Source organism: Cohaesibacter gelatinilyticus (assembly GCF_900215605.1).
GTDB classification, from domain to species: Bacteria; Pseudomonadota; Alphaproteobacteria; order Rhizobiales; family Cohaesibacteraceae; genus Cohaesibacter; species Cohaesibacter gelatinilyticus.
The window spans coordinates 1,239,978-1,258,485 of the sequence record NZ_OBEL01000001.1 but is presented as its reverse complement, the minus strand read 5'-3'; the positions used below and the strand labels follow the sequence as shown (position 1 = coordinate 1,258,485).

Genomic DNA, 18,508 nt, shown 5'->3' with positions numbered 1-18,508 from the left:
CCATACCGATCAATATCGATTTGATGATGGCTTCATTAAAAATCCGCTTGAGTCAGAGATGCTCTATTCCACGGTAACCGATTTGGCCAAATTGCGTGGCTGATCAACATCTGTGCCCATGAAATCCGCAGTATGGTAAGCCAGTAATTGGATTGGAAGGGCATAGACGATCGGACTTAGAATCTCCGGTACTTTCGGCATAACCACAACATCACAATCTTCCAAACTGTTATGCTTTGCACCTTCTTCATCGGTGATCAGGATGATCTGGCCGTCGCGTGCTGCAACTTCCTGCATGTTCGAGACGGTTTTCTCATAAGATCCATCGAATGGCGCAATAACCACCACCGGCATGCTTTCATCGATCAAAGCAATAGGACCATGTTTCAACTCGCCCGCAGCATAAGCTTCCGCATGAATATAGGAAATTTCCTTGAGTTTCAGCGCACCTTCCAGCGCCAGTGGGAAACTGGTTCCGCGACCAAGATAGAGGATATTATCAACCTTTGACAGGCGACGAGCAATGTGAGTGATTGGTTCGGAAAGCTTCAAGGCTTGGCGAATAAACTTTGGCAATTCGCTGACAGCTTGTACAAGTTCCGCCTCTTCCTCAACCGTGATTTTGCCGCGTTCACGCGCAGCCAGAATGACGAGAGAGAGAAGAACGGACAGCTGACAGGTGAAGGCCTTGGTAGACGCCACACCGATTTCCGGACCGGCGATGGTCGGGAAGATTGCATCACTCTCACGAGCAATGGTGCTTTCCTGCACATTGACGATAGAAGCGATATGCTGGCCATTTTCACGACAATAGCGAAGGGATGCGAGAGTATCCGCGGTCTCACCCGACTGTGAGATAAAAAGTGATAGCCCCCCCTCTTCCATCGGAGCTTCGCGATAGCGAAACTCGGATGCCACGTCGATATCGACCGGAATGCGTGCATAGCGCTCAAACCAGTATTTTGCGACTAGACCAGCAATGTAAGCAGTGCCGCATGCGGACATTGTGATGCGCCTCAAATCCTTGAAGCTGAATGGCAACTCACTCTTGAGGCGAACTTTACCAGAAGCAAAGTCGATATAATTGGACAGAGTATGCTGGATAACCTCCGGCTGCTCATGCATTTCCTTTTCCATGAAATGCTTGTAGTTGCCCTTGCTGGTCACCTGTGCCGAAGCCATGGCCACAGTCTGCTGACGCTCTACCAACTCATCGTTTTCGTTAAAGATTTGGATTGTGGAGCGAGACAAAACGGCCCAGTCCCCATCATCCAGATAGGTCACCTTGTCGGTGAATGGCGCCAGTGCAAAAGCGTCAGATCCCAGGAACATCTCTCCTTCGCCATGCCCCACGGCCAGAGGGCTACCGCGGCGAGCTCCAATCATCAGATTGTCTTCACCGCCAAAGATGATTGCCAGTGAGAAAGCACCTTTTAGCATCTTCAGAACAACGGCCACAGCCTGAACAGGTTTGAAACCTTTGTCCATTTCTCGTTTGATCAGGTGGACAATAGTCTCAGAGTCAGTTTCAGATTCAAAGGTATGTCCATTTTCAGCCAATGAATGGCGCAATTCGCGGAAATTTTCGATAATTCCGTTGTGAACAGCTGCGATATTACCAGCTCTGTGCGGATGAGCATTGGTCTCGTTCGGAATACCATGCGTTGCCCAACGGGTATGTCCGATGCCAATTGTACCAGGCAATGGATTGTCATTGAGGATCAGTTCAAGATTGCGAAGTTTGCCTGCTGCCCTGCGGCGGTCCAGCTGTCCATCATGCAGGGTAGCAACTCCAGCGGAATCATACCCGCGATATTCCAGACGTTTGAGCGCATCGACCAACAAAGGTGCGACTTCAGTGTTACCCAGGATTCCAACAATTCCACACATATTATGTCTCTATTTTGCAATCTGAAAGGAGATGTTGCCGAATACCTAGCCGCTAAAGACCATGAGAGGAAATCAATTCAGATTGCATATTCTAACAATCCGGTTTCCATCTCCTGTCAAATTCAGACAATCGACAGTGATATCAAGTTTTCAGATTAACCTTTTGAATTCTTTTCTCTAAACTTGGTAGCCCAATTGGAAAGTGCCATCTGCTTCGCACGGGTCAAGGTCAAGGAATTTGCTTCGACCGTTTTGGTGATAACGCTGCCAGCACCGACAATTGCACCCTCTTCAACGATCACCGGAGCCACCAATGCACTATTGGAACCAATGAAAGCTCCTGCGCCTATCTCGGTTTTGGATTTATTGAAGCCATCATAATTACAAGTGATAGTTCCCGCGCCGATATTGGCCTTTGCACCGACATGGGCATCACCGATATAGCTGAGGTGATTGACCTTGGCTCCTTGGTCAATCACTGCCTTTTTGACCTCACAGAAATTGCCAACTTTTGCAGCTTCCCTCAAATCTGCGCCCGGACGCAAGCGCGCATAAGGGCCAATCACGCAATGACTTGCGACTTTTGCGCCTTCCAGATGAGAAAATGCCCGAATGGTCGCTTCGTCTGCCACTTCCACACCGGGGCCAAAGACGACATTCTGCTCGATCACGACATCACGACCGATTTCGGTATCATGAGCGAAATAAACCGTCTCGGGATCTTGCAGAGTTGCACCTTCGGTCATGGCGTTGAGACGCGCCCGTTGCTGAAATGTTGCTTCAACACGTGCAAGTTCGAGACGGCTATTCACGCCCTGCACTTCGGCCTCTTCCGCTTCCATTGCCACGACTTTAAGGCCAGATCGATTTGCGAGTTCTACCGCATCGGTCAGATAATATTCCTTCTGAGCATTATCATTATCAATACGCTTTAAAAGCTGCAGTATGATCTTGCCGGAAAATGCCATTATGCCAGCATTGCAAAAATCGACTTTCAACTCGTCTTCACTTGCGTCCTTTGCTTCGCGAATGGCAACCAATTGTCCTTCTTCCTCAAGCAAGCGCCCATATGGATCAGGCTTCTCAGCCCGGAATCCCAAAACAACTACGTCTGCCCCATTAGACAAAGCAGCACGCATGCTAGCGATGGTTTGAGATTCCACGAGTGGTGTGTCCCCATACAGAATGATTACATCATCCAGAGGCTGGCCCAGATCACTCTCTGCCGCAAGCACTGCATGTGCGGTTCCCAAGCGCTCAATCTGTTGATGAGACTGCACATTTTTGTGGATGGATCGCACAGCTTTGAGAACCGGATCCATATCAGGCCCAACGACGAGCGATATTTTCTGACTACCTGCATTTATCGCAGCTTTGGCAACATGACTTACCATTGGCAGGTGCGCAACCTGATGCAAAACCTTTGGTTTACTGGACTTCATTCGTGTCCCTTGGCCTGCTGCCAGTATAATGGCTTGGCATGAGCGCTGCATCATTGAGAGTCTCCTATAGACTTCAGAAAGATAGTTCTGGTTCTCATTATATGAGTTTACCTAATGAAGAATTGCCGCAGAATTGAGAACCCCCCTTGCGAGGAGCAGAAAAAAATACTTTGCTTAATGTTACGTGAATCAACAGATTCGCGTTCAGGAGGCAAATGAAATGGCGCGGCGCGGTAAAGCCATTTTCGACGCAAGTATGATGGCAGGCTGGGGTCTTGTAGCCTGTGTAACAGTTTTACTTGTATTGACGATGGTTTCAGATCCAGAAAAATCCCTGAATGGGTCAACCGGTGACAGGAGTTCGCTGGCCAGAAATCGCGTGCCTACCGATGTTGATCGTAGTGTTGTCACCAGCAGCATAGACAAACAGGAACCACCAACTGCCGCTATTCGTCCAGAAACACGCGCTTCTGCAAAATTCAGCAAACGTGTAGAGAACAATCTCCTAAAACGTCAAAATGCAAGCTTTGATCCCTTCAAGAATGGAAGTGATCAACAAAAGCTGCTCAACAAGCTTAGTCAACAGCTCGCCGAATTACAGCGTAGGGTCAATAATTTCCAGAATAGTAGTCGGAGTTTGAGGGATGAAAACCGCCGATTGCGAAATCGTGTCGCTGATTTGGAGAAGATGGAAGGCCGCCTGAAGAAGGTTATTGCCTCAAACCGTCCAGTACGCATTGTGCCATTACCCGGCCGTGACGGAAAACCAACGATCACAGCAGAACAGCTTGCTTCCGTTGCCCAATCTGTTGGCGTGGACCCGCAACCAACCGGTTCGATTCGTCCTAGTCAGCCAAACGAAGCCAACGGTCAGAAGTTTGATCCATTTTCCGTGGAGAAACGTGATGGTATGACTTTGAAGCGGCAACCACTAGATTTTGACCTGGACGCCAAAGGTAAAAAGGCATCTATGTCCGATTCTGGTGCAGAGCCTCGCCCAAAACCAAGACTTGCCCTAACCACATCACAGGCTGAAAAAGCCATGGCACCAGTCAGCAAAGTGGTGCAGACCCCACAGCAAGTTCGTGCCCCCAGCCGAACAAGCTTTGCGTTGAATCTTGGTGAATTTGTCTCCTTACCGGAATTACGTTCTGCATGGCAGGAGATTTCCGGAAGCCAAAATCAGATAGTTGGAGACCTGAAACCAGCCACGTCCATTTTGCAGGCCGCCAATAATCGTATTCACCTCAATCTATTGCTTGGTCCGATACAGAATGCCGCAGAAGCGGCAACCCTTTGTGTTCGGCTAAAAGATCGTGGCTATGACTGTTCTGTTGCGCCATTTCAAGGGCAAGCACTGGTATTCAATCGGTAGGCTTGATCGTTCTCAACTGCATAAATCGTCTTACCGTGGCAATTGACCAATTCGCCAGATCTATATCTGCGTAGTAATAGGGTTGTCTGCGGGTCCCATGAGCTTTAGAAGCGACTATTGAGGCGGCATTGAAGCTGTCCTGTCTCATTTCCCGTTGTAAAACGAGTTCCATCTTGTCTTCCAGAATGCTTGCTTATTGGCTGTTGCTCTTCAGTCCAGTTTTCTTTTCTTCCAACTTTATATTTGGAAGTGTTGCCGTGAAAAATGTTGAGCCCTTCACGCTGACCTTGTTTCGTTGGGCAATCGCCTTTGGTCTGATTATACCATTTGCCTGGTCAGGCATTTGGAGCCAGCGAGCATTATTGTCAGCACAATGGAAGCTTATCGCAACCAATGCATTTCTGAGTATTGGTATTTGCGGTGCAGGAGTCTATTTCGCGCTGAAATATACATCAGCGACTAATGGAACGTTGATCTACACTTCATCACCAGTCCTGATTCTTTTGATGGAACGCATTTTTCGCGGACGTCTCATTTCCTGGCGCGAGATTGCTGGCATTATTTTGGCAGTTTCCGGAATTCTCTATATCATTGCTAAAGGAAGCTTGGAGCAACTTCTGGCACTGGATTTCAATGATGGTGACTTGCTCTTTGTGATGGCTGCACTTGGCTGGGCGATCTATTCCGTTCTTTCCAAAAAACGTGCTCTACAGCCAGTGTCCACAATCAGCATGTTTGCCATCGTTGCCCTGATCGGATCCCTGATGATGATCCCATTCACAATCTATGAAGCCAGTTATGCAGACTTCTGGCCAAAGCAGATGAGCCAATGGTATTCGCTTTTTGGCCTTGGTTTCATTTCCAGTGTTCTGGCTTTTACCTGCTATCAATATGGTATCAAGATCCTTGGTCCAGCAACAGCAGGAATTTTCATGTATCTTCTGCCACCCGTGGGGGTTTTGCTTGCAGTTACCTTCCTTGGAGAATCATTCCTTCCCTTTCATATGATGGGACTGGTTCTGGTGATGTCCGGCGTCATCCTTGCTACGCTTCCCTTTGAGCGCTTTGTTCGCTCCAGTACCTGAGCTTTGTTTACCGACAAAATCAAATACCAAAAAAGGAGGCAAATGCCTCCTTTTGTCATTTCCTCAAATATCGAACAAACACCTGACTTAACCTATATTATTCAGCGCTGGCAGCATTTCCTGCAGCCAGAATGCGGCATTCTGAATCTGCCCTGTAACAAAGAGCACACCTGTCAGAACCAGTAGCCCTCCCATCGCTTTTTCGATAGCTGCCATATGGCGTTTGAACTTGTTCATCACGCCTATGGCCTGGCCTGCAAAAGCGGCCGTCAGCAGGAATGGTACACCAAGCCCCAAGCTATAAGCAGTCAGCAAAATCATACCTTGCTGCACGCTATCCTCAATACCAGCAACAAGCAATATTGTGCCCAGGACGGGTCCTATACAGGGCGTCCAGCCAAAAGCAAAGGCAAGACCGATCAAATAAGCCCCCCACAGACCCGCAGGTTTCTTTTGGACGTTTACGCGGGCCTCCTTATAAAGCAGACCGATACGGAACACTCCAAGGAAATGCAGCCCCATGATGATGATGATACCACCAGCAACGTAGTTCAGAATACCGGAATTGAATTTCAACCATTGCCCGATTGCTGATGCACCGGCGCCAAGCAAAACAAAAATGGTGCTGAAACCCAATACAAACGCTATGGCGGAAAAGAGAATACGGTTCGCAGCCTTTTGATTATCATCCGTTCCAGTCAACTGGTCCATGGAGACACCAGCCATATAGCAGAGGTAGGGAGGCACCAGCGGCAAGACACAAGGCGATACGAAAGACAGGAGGCCCGCGATGAATGCGCCCGTGATAGTGACATCGATTTCCATGAATGCTGTTGCACTCCTATTACTCTATTTCGCCAATGGCTACTGACACTCGGCATAGCTTGGACCAAATCATTATTTTAGACATATATAATCAGCTCTGCGCCGCCATTCCATTCACTTGACTGTGAAATAGTGGCGCAGAGAGAAATCCGTGCGCAATGAATAGGAAAAGCTTGTTTCTTCTTCCTTGATCAAATTCAAAAGGCCTGCTTCCATCCAGCTCGGTTTCCCTGCTCTATATGCTTGATCATTGCGTCATCTCTTTGTCGTTATTGACTGCTATGAGCACTTATCCATAAAAAGATGCGGAAAGTCTTCACGACCGGTTGACTGGATCACAAAATCCTTTAAAAGGGCGCTCACTGATCTTTTGGTAGGTGCCCGTAGCTCAGCTGGTAGAGCATCCGACTTTTAATCGGACGGTCGAAGGTTCGAATCCTTCCGGGCACACCATTTCCCCTTTTCGAATTTTCTTTTGCTTCCTAAATGGGAAACCTTCAATTTAGCTTCTACTGGCTGGATCCACATTATTCTTTTCTTCTTCATCAAATTGAATTTGTTGGTGAAAACGTTATTCGCAGCTATTCTTTTGTCGACTGACAGAAAATTTCTGCTAAAAGTGCCTTCACCAGTTCAATGGTGAGTGCCCGTAGCTCAGCTGGTAGAGCATCCGACTTTTAATCGGACGGTCGAAGGTTCGAATCCTTCCGGGCACACCAATCCATTCTTTTCGCGACTTCGAATTTCCCCACTATATAAGCGCTTGTTTCTCCGCGATTTTCCAGCAATTGCGTGAGATTCAAATTGTTTGCTTTTCTCCTATTTTCTTGGTGAAAACCCCAATTGAAGACATTCTTTTGTCGACTGACAGAAAATTTCTGCTAAAAGTGCCTTCACCAGTTCAATGGTGAGTGCCCGTAGCTCAGCTGGTAGAGCATCCGACTTTTAATCGGACGGTCGAAGGTTCGAATCCTTCCGGGCACACCAATCTTTCTAAAGAAATAGCCCCATCACTTATAATTGAGAATTTTCTCAATTGCGAAATTCCATGCGCATTTCCGTTACGTAAACCGCAGATTTTTGCAATAAATCTGGCTGATTTCTGCGTTTTTTGGAACAGCATCCGAGTAGATGACGCGTTACCTTCCTATATCTTTCTTTATGCACTTTTAAGCTTTTCAAGAGATCATGATCTGACAATGCGCACATATTGCGCTATATTATAAGTGTAAGCTCGTACAACTTGAGTCTTAACAAGAGGAGACGTTACCAGGAAATAGGAGAGTAGATGTGAAACGCTATATTGTAAGCTTTAGCTTGGCACTGGCAGTCATGACTGCGGTTCCAAGTTTCGCAGATCAACCATTTGTAACTCCACCGGTACAGCCGGCCAACATTGACAGATCAGCACCAACACCACCTCCGGTGAAACAACCGCTGGAAATTACAGCTATAGACAGGGCAGTCATTGCCTTTGTCGTAAGAATGCATGTGGCAAGTCTGTCACAACAAAAATCGTTTGAGTTTTCGAGGACTTTCACTCAGAAAACTCAGGATCACTTCAAATCCGCAGATCAGATGCTGGCCTTCTTCTCGCGTCGGTATTTTCCTGTTCGGTACGGAAAGAGCTTTCATCTTGATAGCCTGAGCCTTAGGGGTGAAATCCCTGTTCAACATGCTTATCTGGTAGATCGTGGCGGTGTACGCTGGAGACTTTCTTACGGCTTGAAGGATATGGGAAATAGAAAATGGCGGATCATTTCTACCGTCATCAAGCCAGCACCCGGCACACCTACCTAAGGCTGATGACTATAACAAGGCTGAGCAATCCAGCCTGAGAGCAATCATACCGTGGCTTGCGGTCTTGTTCTGCAGGGTTCTTTGCAGGCCAAGGTTAAGCAAATGATATGAATGCCAGCTAGATTCCAAGTCATAAAGACGTGTGGAAGTTCCTTTAAAGCGTTGGGATATCTCCCCGAGCCCAGCCTTCCTTTACTTCGACTTTATGGTCTTCGAAACGGCCAGCTTCGATAGCGTCGCGCATACCTTGCATGAGTTCCTGATAATAGGCCAAATTGTTCCAGGTCAGCAACATGGACCCCAGTGCCTCATTCGACTTGACCAAGTGATAGAGATAGGCGCGGCTATAATCGCGAGCTGCGGGACAATGGCTCAATGGATCCAGAGGACGATGGTCATCCTTGTGACGAGCATTTTTCAAGTTGACCTTGCCATAACGGGTGAAAGCCAAACCGTGGCGCCCTGCTCTGGTTGGCATTACACAATCAAACATATCGACGCCACGGGAAACAGATTCAATTAGGTCATCCGGTGTTCCGACACCCATCAGGTAGCGCGGTTTGTCTTCAGGCAAGACCGGGCAGGTCACTTCCAGCATATCCAGCATGACCTGTTGTGGCTCCCCTACAGCCAAACCACCAATGGAATAGCCTTTAAGATCCATATCCTTGAGCGATTGAGCAGATTCTTCGCGCAGGCGTGGAATATCTCCGCCCTGAACAATGCCAAACATGGCCTGCCCCGGACGATCTCCAAACTCAATCTTACAGCGCTCCGCCCAACGCAACGAAAGCTGCATAGCACGCTCGATTTCATCCTCGGAAGCAGGTAGACGAGTGCATTCATCAAGCTGCATCTGAATGTCCGAACCAAGCTGGCACTGGATCTCGATAGAGCGCTCTGGAGACATGAAGTGTTTCACGCCATCGATATGGCTTTTGAACTCAACGCCCTGCTCGCTCATCTTGCGCAACTTGGCCAAAGACATAACCTGAAAGCCGCCTGAGTCAGTCAGAATAGGATATTTCCAATTGGCGAATTTGTGCAAGCCACCAAGGGAATGAATACGTTCAGCACCCGGACGTAACATCAGGTGATAGGTATTTCCCAGAATGACATCAGCCCCAAGATCACGCACCTGCCCCGGATACATGAACTTGACTGTTGCTGCAGTGCCAACGGGCATGAACGCAGGCGTACGGATAGTACCGCGTGGCATTGATACTTCACCACGACGTGCTTTGCCGTCCTGAGCCAGCAATTTGAAACCGAATTTTTCAGGCTTGGGATCTGGTGTAGGCAATCCCAGTCCCATGCGATCGGGATCTTGATTGGAAATGCTTGTCGTTGTCTTTTCAGTCATACGGACGTCCTGTCTCGGCAACTATGGCGATGTCTGATTTGCTCGATTTCTATCAACGAAGTAATAGAGAGGAATCACCATAAGAATAGAATTTGTACCCATGCTCTACGGCATGGGCATAAGCTTGTTGCATGCGCTCACGTCCCATCAGAGCGGAGACCAACATGAACAGAGTGGATTTGGGCAAATGGAAATTAGTCATAAGGCCATCAATAGCCTTGAACTCATAGCCTGGGGTAATGAAGATATCGGTATCGCCGCAAAACCCCGATAACTGCCCCTTCTCCTGAGCAGCGCTTTCCAGCAGCCGCAATGACGTGGTGCCTACCGCGATGACGCGATTGCCTCTCGCACGCACGGCATTGAGATGATCGGCGAGATCTTGCGGGATTTCCCCCCATTCAGCATGCATTTTGTGATCCATAGTGTTCTCAGCCTTGACCGGCAGGAAAGTCCCCGCCCCCACATGCAAGGTCACAAAATGGCGTTCAATCTTTTTGGCATCCAAGGCGTCAAACAAACGATCCGTAAAATGCAAGCCCGCAGTCGGCGCAGCAACAGCCCCTTCCCGCTCTGCATAGATGGTTTGGTAATCCACTTTGTCTTTCTCATCTTCCTTACGCTTGGAAGCAATGTAGGGAGGTAGAGGAATATGACCAATCTTCGCAATTTCCTGGTCCAATATCGGCCCGCTTTTATCAAAAGACAGAGTGATCTCGCCAGCATCACCTTTTTCGGTGATTATCGCATTTAGATTGGTGCCAAACTCAATCACATCGTCCAACTTCACTTTTTTTGCCGGACGTGCAAATGCACGCCAAGTTGCACCATCTTCACGCTTATGCAGATTGAAGCTGATCTTGGCGCGGCTATCACCACGCACACGAATGCCGGACAGCTCTGCCGGTATCACCTTGGTATCATTGAAAACCAGTGCATCACCTGGTTGCAGAAAATCTGGCAAAGACGTGACCTGATAATTCTGAAACGCCCCAGTAAATGGCACGAATAACAGCCGTGCTTCGTCGCGTGGAGAGTGTGGCCTCAGAGCGATATTTTCTGGCGGCAGATCAAAGTCGAAAAGGTCAACAAGCATGATGTGGTCAATTCTATTCTGGCAGTATGCTCAACACCGCCTCGCCAATCTCTGACACCCTATCTGGAAATGTGCCATTTAAAAACCAAGCCAGACGCAGTCAAACGATTTGAGAGCGAATCAAGTTCCTGCAGGATCTCGACAACATCTCAATAGTCATTGCTGGATGGAACGGGTTGGTACCTTATCATTGCCCAGCTATCAAGACGTTTTTGCCATTCCTGAAGACGAGCCAATAAAAAGAAAGCCCGACTTCCATGTTGTGAAAGTCGGGCTTTGCAATCTTGCTATTGGTACCGATTAATTATCGGCAGCAACTTTCATTGAGATGATGCTATCTGGATCCTGAACGGGTTCACCGCGTTTGATCTGATCAACATTGTCCATGCCATCAATAACCTGTCCCCAATAGGTGTACTGGTTATCGAGCCAAGGCGCATCTGCAAAGCAAATGAAGAATTGGCTGTTGGCGGAGTTAGGATCCATGGCGCGCGCCATGGAGCATGCGCCACGGCCATGTTTGGTCGGATTGAACTCCTGAGCCAGATTCGGTTTATCGGAGCCGCCAGTGCCGGTGCCATGCGGGCAACCAACCTGTGCCATGAATCCATCGATAACGCGGTGGAAAACAATGCCATCATAGAAACCTTCACGGGCCAGTTCTTTCAGGCGGGCGCAGTGATTTGGTGCCAGATCAGGGCGCAGTTCGATGACGATTTGGCCTTTGGTGGTTTCCATGACCAGTGTATTTTCCGGATCTTTGATCTCTACCACAGTGAATTCCTCTTATCAGTTCAGAATCGTTTGGGCACGAATATATCAAAATTGGTTTTACTCGCGCCAAGCATTGCGTGTCTTATAGCCTATTTTGCGTCTGCAGCTACTTGCATTTTGACGATCACATCAGGTTTTGCCGGTGGCTCACCTTTTTTGATCTGATCAATAAACTCCATACCGGAGATGACTTCCCCCCATGCTGTATATTGTCCATTCAGCCAAGGTGCGTCAGCATACATGATGAAAAACTGGGAGTTGGCGCTATGCGGGCTTCTAGAGCGTGCCATACCGACAACACCACGCTCAAATGGGCGCGGGTTGAACTCTTCTTTCAGATCACTAAGCTCCGACCCGCCCATACCGGTTCCTTGTGGGTCACCTGTCTGCGCCATGAATCCATCAATCACACGATGAAATTTCAAGCCATTATAAAAACCGCGACGAGTAAGTGATTTGACGCGCTCAACATGATTTGGTGCCAGATCAGGACGCAGTTTGATCACAACACGTCCATAGTTGGTGTCAAGATAGATAGTGTTTTCCTTATCCTCCGCTGCCCACACACTTGAGACAGACAAGGAGAGAAACAATGCAACAATTGAAAAGAGACGGATAAAAAGATTCATTCCTGCGGTCCAATCAGTTTGAGAGCTTGGTCACGACAGCCACGTGGACTGCCGGAGGGACAAAGTGCGTAATATCTCCACCCATCTTTGCAACCTGCCGAACAAGACTGGCAGCAATATGACGGACGGAACCACTTGAAGGAAGATAAAGGGTATGAATATCGGGTGCCATTGCCTCGTTCATCCCTGCTAGTTGCATTTCATAATCCAGATCTGTTCCATCTCTCAGGCCACGAATCATCAAACCCGCATCCACTTGCTTTGCGGCATCGATCACCAACCCATCGAATGAGATAACATCCAGCTCCGTGCCGGTTTCTTTCGCAATTGGTCCAATAACCTCTTTGATGAGATCAAATCGTTCCTCAGCGGAGAAAAACGGTTTTTTTCCGTGATGCACTCCCACTGCGAGAACCAGTTTATCCACGACATGACAGGCACGTCGCGCGATATCCAGATGGCCCAATGTAATGGGATCAAAAGAGCCGGGATATAATGCAATTTTCTGTTTCATGTTTATTTTCCTACCCTTCCACTTGCTCAATCACAAGTATGGATCAGCAGATTTGTTGATTTGCCCAATTTCTTTTGAACCTTTTATCAGCCTTCAGCGTCCAACCTAATGAGAATACTTGAGCAGATCCCACGTTCATTCAGCTACATGAACTGAAAATGAACGGGCTGGTCAGATGTTCTTCAGGCTCAATGCCTTAATTAAACCTTAATTCATAACAGGCGCAGTTGCCCGAGGGGGGCGTGATGAACTCTTTGCAGAAAGCCAAACTGGCTGTCATTTCCGGAATTACCATTTGCGTGGCCAGTCTCGGCTTCATTGCCATGTCCGGCGCGCAGGCAATTTCCAAGACCTCTGCAGATAGTTTACCTGTCAAATCTTACGGACTTTCCAACACTGAGGATTGCTCTGTCATTGGTGGCGGGAAAAGCTGTCTGAAAAAACAAGCAGTTGTTGAAGGCACAGCGACCTTTAAGAACTTGCCTGCCATTGCCATTGTCTCGATCGAGACCGCAACCACCCAATTGATCAAGGGCGAACAGGTTCTTGTAGCGACACAATAGGGTGACGCTGGTTTGCAACCGGCACTTTTTACTGACCTTCCTTTAAAGAAGCCTTCGGGCTTCTTTTTTTGTGCGTTATTCAAACCCAACTAAAATTTGCATTTTGAAATTACACCCTTGCGGCAAATTTCAATCTCGAATAATCCCAAAAGAAGGTGAGTCGATTCTCGCGGATCCGAGATATCTGTCGATTTACACCTGCTGGAGGATGTGAGATCGAAAATCTGGGCCAACATATACGCTATTCAGCAATGACCTGCGCAGCTCATTTGAAGGCAGCCAGCTCTGTTTTGCTGACCCAGATTTTACTCATTTCCATGCTCGTGCTTGGTGGCCTACCACAAGGCGTGATGGAAGTATCCGATTCTGATGGCGTTCGCATCGTCATCTGTACTGGCAACGGCCCGTTAGATCTTTGGCAACAGCTTGATGGGACAGTTTCCGAGCAAATGCCGGAACAGGAGCAATCTGAGCGCTCCCATGATTGTATCAATGTTCTCGTCGCCAACACTGGCGTTCAAAGCTTGCAAGATCTCGTTTGGGGTTCTGTAGAATTTTCTCGTTATCGCCTACCGATTGCATCCCGCCAAGTGGCAGGCCTGATTTACCAAACACCGCAACAACCAAGGGCCCCGCCCATTTTCTCCTGACTTTCAACTTCGGCCATTCATTCTCCTTACGTCTGTCCGTCAGATGAAAGCAGTGTGAGCTATAGCCAATTTTCTTATGTTTTGAAATTCAGGAGTTCCCATGTCGGAACAAAATTCATCGCTCAGCACAACTGAGCGTACGCAACGCTATTATTTCGCAGCTTGGCGCTGGCATTTTTATGCAGGCCTGTTCGTCATTCCATTTCTCATCATGCTCACCGTCACGGGTTTGATCATGATGGTCTCAGCTCAACAGTTCAATCAGATGGGGCTGGTTGGGGATGTCGTCATCACTGGTGAACCCTTACCAATATCGCATCAAGCCAAGCAAGCTTTGGCTGCAGTGCCAAACGGCAAACTGGACCGTTATGTGGCGCCAGAAGCCGCTAATCGCCCTGCCTTTTTTGCCATAAAACAAGGAAAAGCAGTAATGAACGTCGCCGTTGATCCTTACAATGGTGATGTGTTGAATGTGATCGACAAGACACAGACCCTCTATGCGATTACCAATGACATTCACGGAGAGCTGTTGATCGGCGACTTCGGTGACTGGATGGTGGAAGCTGCTAGTTCCATGACTATTTTGTTGATCGTAACCGGGCTCTATCTTTGGCTATCCAAGATGGGTTGGCGATCCTTCGTTCCGGAACTGGCTGCAAAAGGACGTGCAGCCTGGAAAAGTTGGCATGGTGTCCTCGGTACTTGGATCTCTCTATTCTTGCTACTCTTTGTGTTGTCAGGGCTGGCCTGGGCCGGAGTCTGGGGTGGCAAATTTGTACAGCCATGGTCCTCCTTCCCGGTAGAGCGCAAAGCAAAACTGTGGTCATCAGATATGACGCATGCATCTTTGAACCACGGACCGTTGGATGAAGTTCCGTGGGGACTGGAGCTGACACCCATGCCGATTTCTGGCACGACAGAAGGCGCACCAGGGGTGCCAAAACCTGTCGCATTGGACAGTGTGGTTCAATGGGCGGCAGCCAACGGCTTTGTAGGTCAGTATAAAGTGACTTTGCCACGTGGAGAAAAAGGCGTTTATACCGTCTCGGTTGATGGTCGGAATGAGGATAGCGTGTCGCCAGAAAAGGATCGCACTCTTCATCTTGATCAGTATAGCGGCAACGTTCTGGCCGATATTCGCTATGGTGATTACCCGCTACTGGCCAAGACCATGGCCTGGGGAATCGGTCTACATAAAGGAATGGCTGGCACCTGGAACTTTATTCTCAATCTTGTGCTGCTCAGCATGATACTCTTCACCTGTATCTCCGGCATTGTGATGTGGTGGAAACGTCGCCCTACTGGTGCAGGTAGATTGGTTGCTCCACCATTGCCGCAAGATATGCCGCTTTGGAAAGGTGCATTTCTGGTCGCCCTTTTCATATCCATGGCATTCCCGCTGGGTGGCCTGACATTGTTGGCCGTGATTGCGGTTGATCTATTGATCGTGACCCGCATTCCAGCCTTGAAGAAAGCCTTCTCGTAAGACTTCAAACAAGAAAAGGGCCGATATACGGCCCTTTTCCAATCTCATTATTCAGGAATGCAGTTTAACTTATTCCTGCTCGGTGCCACCTTCCGGAGCATTGTCTTCTGAGGTGTTACCCTCAGAATCTCCGTTCTCATCGCCGTTTTCCTCGGAATCATCTTCCGAAATGCGCTCTACAGAGACGACCTTTTCATCTTCACGGGTTTTGAAGACAGTCACACCTTGTGTAGAACGACCAGCGATGCGGATGCCATCGATTGGGCAGCGGATAAGCTGACCACCGTCGGTCACAAGCATAATCTGGTCACTTTCTTCTGCCGGGAAGCTGGCAATCAGGCGACCATTCCGGTTATTCACCGTCATCGCCGCAATACCCTTACCACCACGACCTGAAGTGCGATATTCGTAACAGGAGGTCCGCTTGCCAAAGCCATTTTCCGAAAGCGTCAGCACAAACTGCTCGGACAGCTCCATTTCGACATAGCGCTCATCAGAGAGAGATGTTGCAGGTACTTCTGGTGTCACATCACCATTGGCTTCCTCGCCATTCAAAGCACGGCGCAACGCGTTGGAGCGACGCAGATATTCCGTACGCTCATCTGGGGTTGCATTGAAATGCTTGACGATGGCCATCGAGATGACTTTGTCATCCTCTTCCAACTTGATGCCACGCACACCGGTAGAGCCACGGCTCTGGAAGACGCGCACATCGTCAACCGGGAAACGAATGCATTGGCCTTTGGCCGTGGTCAACATCACATCGCTATTGGTATCGCATGTTTCTACACCGACGATGCCGTCTTCGGAACCTTCTTCGAACTTCATGGCGATCTTGCCATTGCGGTTGACGAGCTTGAAGTCGGACAGCTTGTTGCGGCGAACCGAACCGGAGATGGTCGCAAAAACCAGATCCAGGGTTTCCCAGCTCTCCTCATCTTCCGGTAGTGGCAGGATGGAAGTGATACGTTCGCCCTGCTGTAGAGGCAGCAAGTTGATCAGGGCCTTGCCCTTACCTGTTGGAGCAGAGAGTGGCAGGCGCCAAACCTTCATCTTGTATGCAATACCACGAGAGGAGAAGAAGAGTACTGGCGTGTGGGTGTTGCCCACAAACAGCCGTGTGACAAAATCCTCATCCTTGGTCGCCATACCAGAGCGGCCCTTACCACCACGACGCTGAGCACGATAGGTGGAAAGAGGTACACGCTTGATATAACCGGCATGAGATACGGTCACGACCATATCTTCACGCTGAATCAGATCTTCATCATCAAAATCAGCACCACCTTCGACGATTTCTGTCCGGCGTGGTGTCGCGAATTCTTCTTTCAGCTCCAGCATCTCTTCCTTGACGATGGAATAGATCCGCTCACGAGAGCGCAGGATATCGAGATAATCCTTGATCTTCTCACCAAGGGCATTCAGCTCATCACCCACTTCGTCACGACCAAGAGCAGTCAGACGCTGCAGACGCAGATCGAGAATAGCGCGGGCCTGTTCTTCAGACAGATAATAGGTGCCGTCTTCGTTAAGTTTGTGACGTGGATCATCGATCAGCTGGATCAGAGCTTCAACATCGCGAGCAGGCCAGCGACGTTCCATCAACTCTGCACGAGCAGTTGCCGGATCTGGGGCCTTACGGATTGTAGCGATCACTTCATCAATATTGGCAACAGCAATGGCCAAGCCAACCAAGACGTGAGCGCGCTCACGTGCCTTGTTCAGCAGGAACTTGGTACGGCGACTGACGACTTCTTCGCGGAATGCGTTGAAGGCGTACAGAACGTCGCGCAGATTCATCAGTTCTGGCTTTCCACCATTCAGCGCCACCATATTGGTGCCGAAGGAAGTTTGCAGCTGTGAGAAACGATAAAGCTGATTCAGAACCACATCAGGCACTGCATCCCGCTTCAACTCGACCACAACGCGCATGCCCTGACGATCAGATTCATCGCGAATGTCGGAAATGCCTTCGATACGCTTGTCACGCACGGCTTCCGCGATCTTCTCGATCATGGAAGCCTTGTTCACTTGATATGGAATTTCGGTGATGATCAATGCGTTGCGATCCTTACGGATTTCTTCGACATCGACTTTGCCGCGCATCATGACCGAACCACGGCCGGTATTGTAAGCGCTACGAATACCGGAACGCCCCAAGATGAGACCGCCGGTCGGGAAGTCTGGCCCCGGCACGATTTCCATCAGTTCTTCTGGAGATAGAGCAGGATTATCGATAAGCGCGATAGATGCATCAATCACTTCACCCAGATTATGGGGTGGTATATTGGTGGCCATACCAACGGCAATACCGCCCGCACCATTCACCAAAAGGTTTGGGAAGCGGGATGGCAGGACGGTAGGTTCACGTTCGGAATTGTCGTAGTTGGCTGCGAAATCGACGGTATCTTTGTCCAGATCACCAAGAATGGTTGTCGTGACCTTCTCCAGACGACATTCCGTATAACGCATGGCAGCAGCGCTATCGCCATCAACGGAGCCGAAGTTTCCCTGGCCATCTATCAGAGGTAGACGCAAGGAAAAATCCTGCGTCATACGCACCAAAGCATCATAAATGGCGCTATCACCGTGCGGGTGATATTTACCCATCACGTCACCGACTACACGCGCGGATTTGCGGTAGGGCTTGTTCCACTCATACCCATTCTCATGCATTGAATAGAGAATGCGGCGGTGCACTGGTTTCAGGCCATCTCGAACATCTGGCAAAGCGCGGCTGACGATCACGCTCATGGCGTAATCGAGATAGCTACGTTTCATCTCTTCCGTGATGGAAATGGGCTTGATATCGGTGGCGATATCGCCCCCTGTCGTTGTTTGGTTATTGTCTGTCAAAGGAGCGTCTCGAATCCTAAGCAAAAAGATACGTCTGTATATCCGATTCAAGACTGATCAGCAAAGTTTACCGTCATACTCCTGTTAGCAAAATATGTGGTGGGGCTTGTGCCCGACATCACCAACTTATAAGCCTTTCGTCTCATTTCAAAAACGACTA

Annotated in this window: 15 protein-coding genes and 3 tRNA genes; 9 read left to right on the top strand and 9 right to left on the bottom strand. The window is 48.9% G+C overall.

The annotated features are described in order from the left end of the window. Nucleotides 1-63: 63 nt before the first annotated feature. The gene (gene glmS / locus CRO57_RS05615) at nt 64-1,890 is read right to left on the bottom strand and encodes a glutamine--fructose-6-phosphate transaminase (isomerizing) (protein WP_097152352.1); all 1,827 of its coding nucleotides are present in this window, start codon (nt 1,888-1,890) and stop codon (nt 64-66) included. A gap of 155 nt (nt 1,891-2,045) precedes the next feature. After that, entirely contained in the window at nt 2,046-3,386 is a 1,341-nt protein-coding gene (gene glmU / locus CRO57_RS05610; RefSeq protein WP_097152351.1) for a bifunctional UDP-N-acetylglucosamine diphosphorylase/glucosamine-1-phosphate N-acetyltransferase GlmU, read from the bottom strand. A gap of 166 nt (nt 3,387-3,552) precedes the next feature. On the opposite strand from glmU, the gene CRO57_RS05605 reads away from it, so the two are divergent. Next, a complete protein-coding gene (locus CRO57_RS05605; RefSeq protein WP_097152350.1) occupies nt 3,553-4,707 on the top strand; it encodes a BAR domain-containing protein in 1,155 nt (384 codons plus the stop codon). A gap of 185 nt (nt 4,708-4,892) precedes the next feature. After that, nucleotides 4,893-5,792, top strand: a complete 900-nt coding sequence (locus tag CRO57_RS05595; protein ID WP_097152348.1) for a DMT family transporter — start codon at nt 4,893-4,895, stop codon at nt 5,790-5,792. A gap of 87 nt (nt 5,793-5,879) precedes the next feature. Here the strand turns inward: CRO57_RS05595 and CRO57_RS05590 are convergent, their stop codons facing one another. Further along, nucleotides 5,880-6,617: a cytochrome c biogenesis CcdA family protein gene (locus CRO57_RS05590; RefSeq protein WP_097152347.1), complete on the bottom strand. Its 738-nt coding sequence runs from the start codon at nt 6,615-6,617 to the stop codon at nt 5,880-5,882. A gap of 377 nt (nt 6,618-6,994) precedes the next feature. Between CRO57_RS05590 and CRO57_RS05585 the strand changes: the two genes are divergently transcribed. The 4 genes from CRO57_RS05585 (at nt 6,995) to CRO57_RS05570 (ending at nt 8,417) form a co-directional block, all read left to right on the top strand. After that, nucleotides 6,995-7,070, top strand: a tRNA-Lys gene (locus CRO57_RS05585). A gap of 190 nt (nt 7,071-7,260) precedes the next feature. Further along, a tRNA-Lys gene (locus CRO57_RS05580) sits at nt 7,261-7,336 on the top strand. A gap of 192 nt (nt 7,337-7,528) precedes the next feature. Further along, nucleotides 7,529-7,604: transfer RNA gene (locus CRO57_RS05575), tRNA-Lys, on the top strand. A 303-nt stretch (nt 7,605-7,907) separates the two neighbouring features. After that, nucleotides 7,908-8,417 carry a DUF4864 domain-containing protein gene (locus CRO57_RS05570; RefSeq protein ID WP_097152346.1) on the top strand — a complete coding sequence of 170 codons (510 nt, stop codon included), beginning with the start codon at nt 7,908-7,910 and terminating at the stop codon, nt 8,415-8,417. A 154-nt stretch (nt 8,418-8,571) separates the two neighbouring features. Here the strand turns inward: CRO57_RS05570 and tgt are convergent, their stop codons facing one another. The 5 genes from tgt to coaD form a co-directional block, all read right to left on the bottom strand. Then, nucleotides 8,572-9,732: a tRNA guanosine(34) transglycosylase Tgt gene (tgt, locus tag CRO57_RS05565; protein WP_097153219.1), complete on the bottom strand. Its 1,161-nt coding sequence runs from the start codon at nt 9,730-9,732 to the stop codon at nt 8,572-8,574. Between the two features lie 100 nt (nt 9,733-9,832). Next, on the bottom strand, nt 9,833-10,876 hold the full coding sequence (gene queA / locus CRO57_RS05560) for a tRNA preQ1(34) S-adenosylmethionine ribosyltransferase-isomerase QueA (RefSeq protein ID WP_097152345.1): 1,044 nt from the start codon (nt 10,874-10,876) through the stop codon (nt 9,833-9,835). A 300-nt stretch (nt 10,877-11,176) separates the two neighbouring features. Next, a complete protein-coding gene (locus tag CRO57_RS05555) occupies nt 11,177-11,650 on the bottom strand; it encodes a peptidylprolyl isomerase (protein WP_170955960.1) in 474 nt (157 codons plus the stop codon). Between the two features lie 89 nt (nt 11,651-11,739). After that, nucleotides 11,740-12,279, bottom strand: coding sequence for a peptidylprolyl isomerase (locus CRO57_RS05550; RefSeq protein WP_097152344.1), 540 nt, complete (start codon nt 12,277-12,279; stop codon nt 11,740-11,742). A gap of 13 nt (nt 12,280-12,292) precedes the next feature. Further along, the gene (coaD, locus tag CRO57_RS05545) at nt 12,293-12,793 is read right to left on the bottom strand and encodes a pantetheine-phosphate adenylyltransferase (RefSeq protein WP_097152343.1); all 501 of its coding nucleotides are present in this window, start codon (nt 12,791-12,793) and stop codon (nt 12,293-12,295) included. A 245-nt stretch (nt 12,794-13,038) separates the two neighbouring features. Here coaD and CRO57_RS05540 point away from each other — a divergent pair, with 245 nt between their 5' ends. The 3 genes from CRO57_RS05540 to CRO57_RS05530 all read left to right on the top strand — a co-directional run bounded on the left by CRO57_RS05540 (nt 13,039) and on the right by CRO57_RS05530 (nt 15,492). Further along, nucleotides 13,039-13,356 (top strand): hypothetical protein, encoded by a 318-nt coding sequence (locus CRO57_RS05540; RefSeq protein ID WP_097152342.1) that lies wholly within the window; start codon nt 13,039-13,041, stop codon nt 13,354-13,356. Between the two features lie 251 nt (nt 13,357-13,607). Then, nucleotides 13,608-14,006, top strand: coding sequence for a hypothetical protein (locus CRO57_RS05535; protein WP_097152341.1), 399 nt, complete (start codon nt 13,608-13,610; stop codon nt 14,004-14,006). A 100-nt stretch (nt 14,007-14,106) separates the two neighbouring features. After that, entirely contained in the window at nt 14,107-15,492 is a 1,386-nt protein-coding gene (locus tag CRO57_RS05530; protein ID WP_097152340.1) for a PepSY-associated TM helix domain-containing protein, read from the top strand. A gap of 69 nt (nt 15,493-15,561) precedes the next feature. Here CRO57_RS05530 and gyrA read toward each other — a convergent pair whose 3' ends face one another. Next, a complete protein-coding gene (gene gyrA / locus CRO57_RS05525; protein ID WP_097152339.1) occupies nt 15,562-18,348 on the bottom strand; it encodes a DNA gyrase subunit A in 2,787 nt (928 codons plus the stop codon). Nucleotides 18,349-18,508: the final 160 nt, after the last annotated feature.

Excerpts from the sequence above, each read along its gene's own strand:
- CRO57_RS05530 (WP_097152340.1), top strand. The coding sequence starts at position 14,107 with ATGTCGGAACAAAATTCATCGCTCAGCACAACTGAGCGTACGCAACGC.
- tgt (WP_097153219.1), bottom strand. The coding sequence starts at position 9,732 with ATGGGACTGGGATTGCCTACACCAGATCCCAAGCCTGAAAAATTCGGT.
- CRO57_RS05540 (WP_097152342.1), top strand. The coding sequence starts at position 13,039 with ATGAACTCTTTGCAGAAAGCCAAACTGGCTGTCATTTCCGGAATTACC.
- CRO57_RS05605 (WP_097152350.1), top strand. The coding sequence starts at position 3,553 with ATGGCGCGGCGCGGTAAAGCCATTTTCGACGCAAGTATGATGGCAGGC.
- coaD (WP_097152343.1), bottom strand. The coding sequence starts at position 12,793 with ATGAAACAGAAAATTGCATTATATCCCGGCTCTTTTGATCCCATTACA.
- glmS (WP_097152352.1), bottom strand. The coding sequence starts at position 1,890 with ATGTGTGGAATTGTTGGAATCCTGGGTAACACTGAAGTCGCACCTTTG.
- glmU (WP_097152351.1), bottom strand. The coding sequence starts at position 3,386 with ATGATGCAGCGCTCATGCCAAGCCATTATACTGGCAGCAGGCCAAGGG.
- CRO57_RS05550 (WP_097152344.1), bottom strand. The coding sequence starts at position 12,279 with ATGAATCTTTTTATCCGTCTCTTTTCAATTGTTGCATTGTTTCTCTCC.
- queA (WP_097152345.1), bottom strand. The coding sequence starts at position 10,876 with ATGCTTGTTGACCTTTTCGACTTTGATCTGCCGCCAGAAAATATCGCT.
- CRO57_RS05595 (WP_097152348.1), top strand. The coding sequence starts at position 4,893 with ATGCTTGCTTATTGGCTGTTGCTCTTCAGTCCAGTTTTCTTTTCTTCC.
- CRO57_RS05590 (WP_097152347.1), bottom strand. The coding sequence starts at position 6,617 with ATGGAAATCGATGTCACTATCACGGGCGCATTCATCGCGGGCCTCCTG.
- CRO57_RS05535 (WP_097152341.1), top strand. The coding sequence starts at position 13,608 with ATGACCTGCGCAGCTCATTTGAAGGCAGCCAGCTCTGTTTTGCTGACC.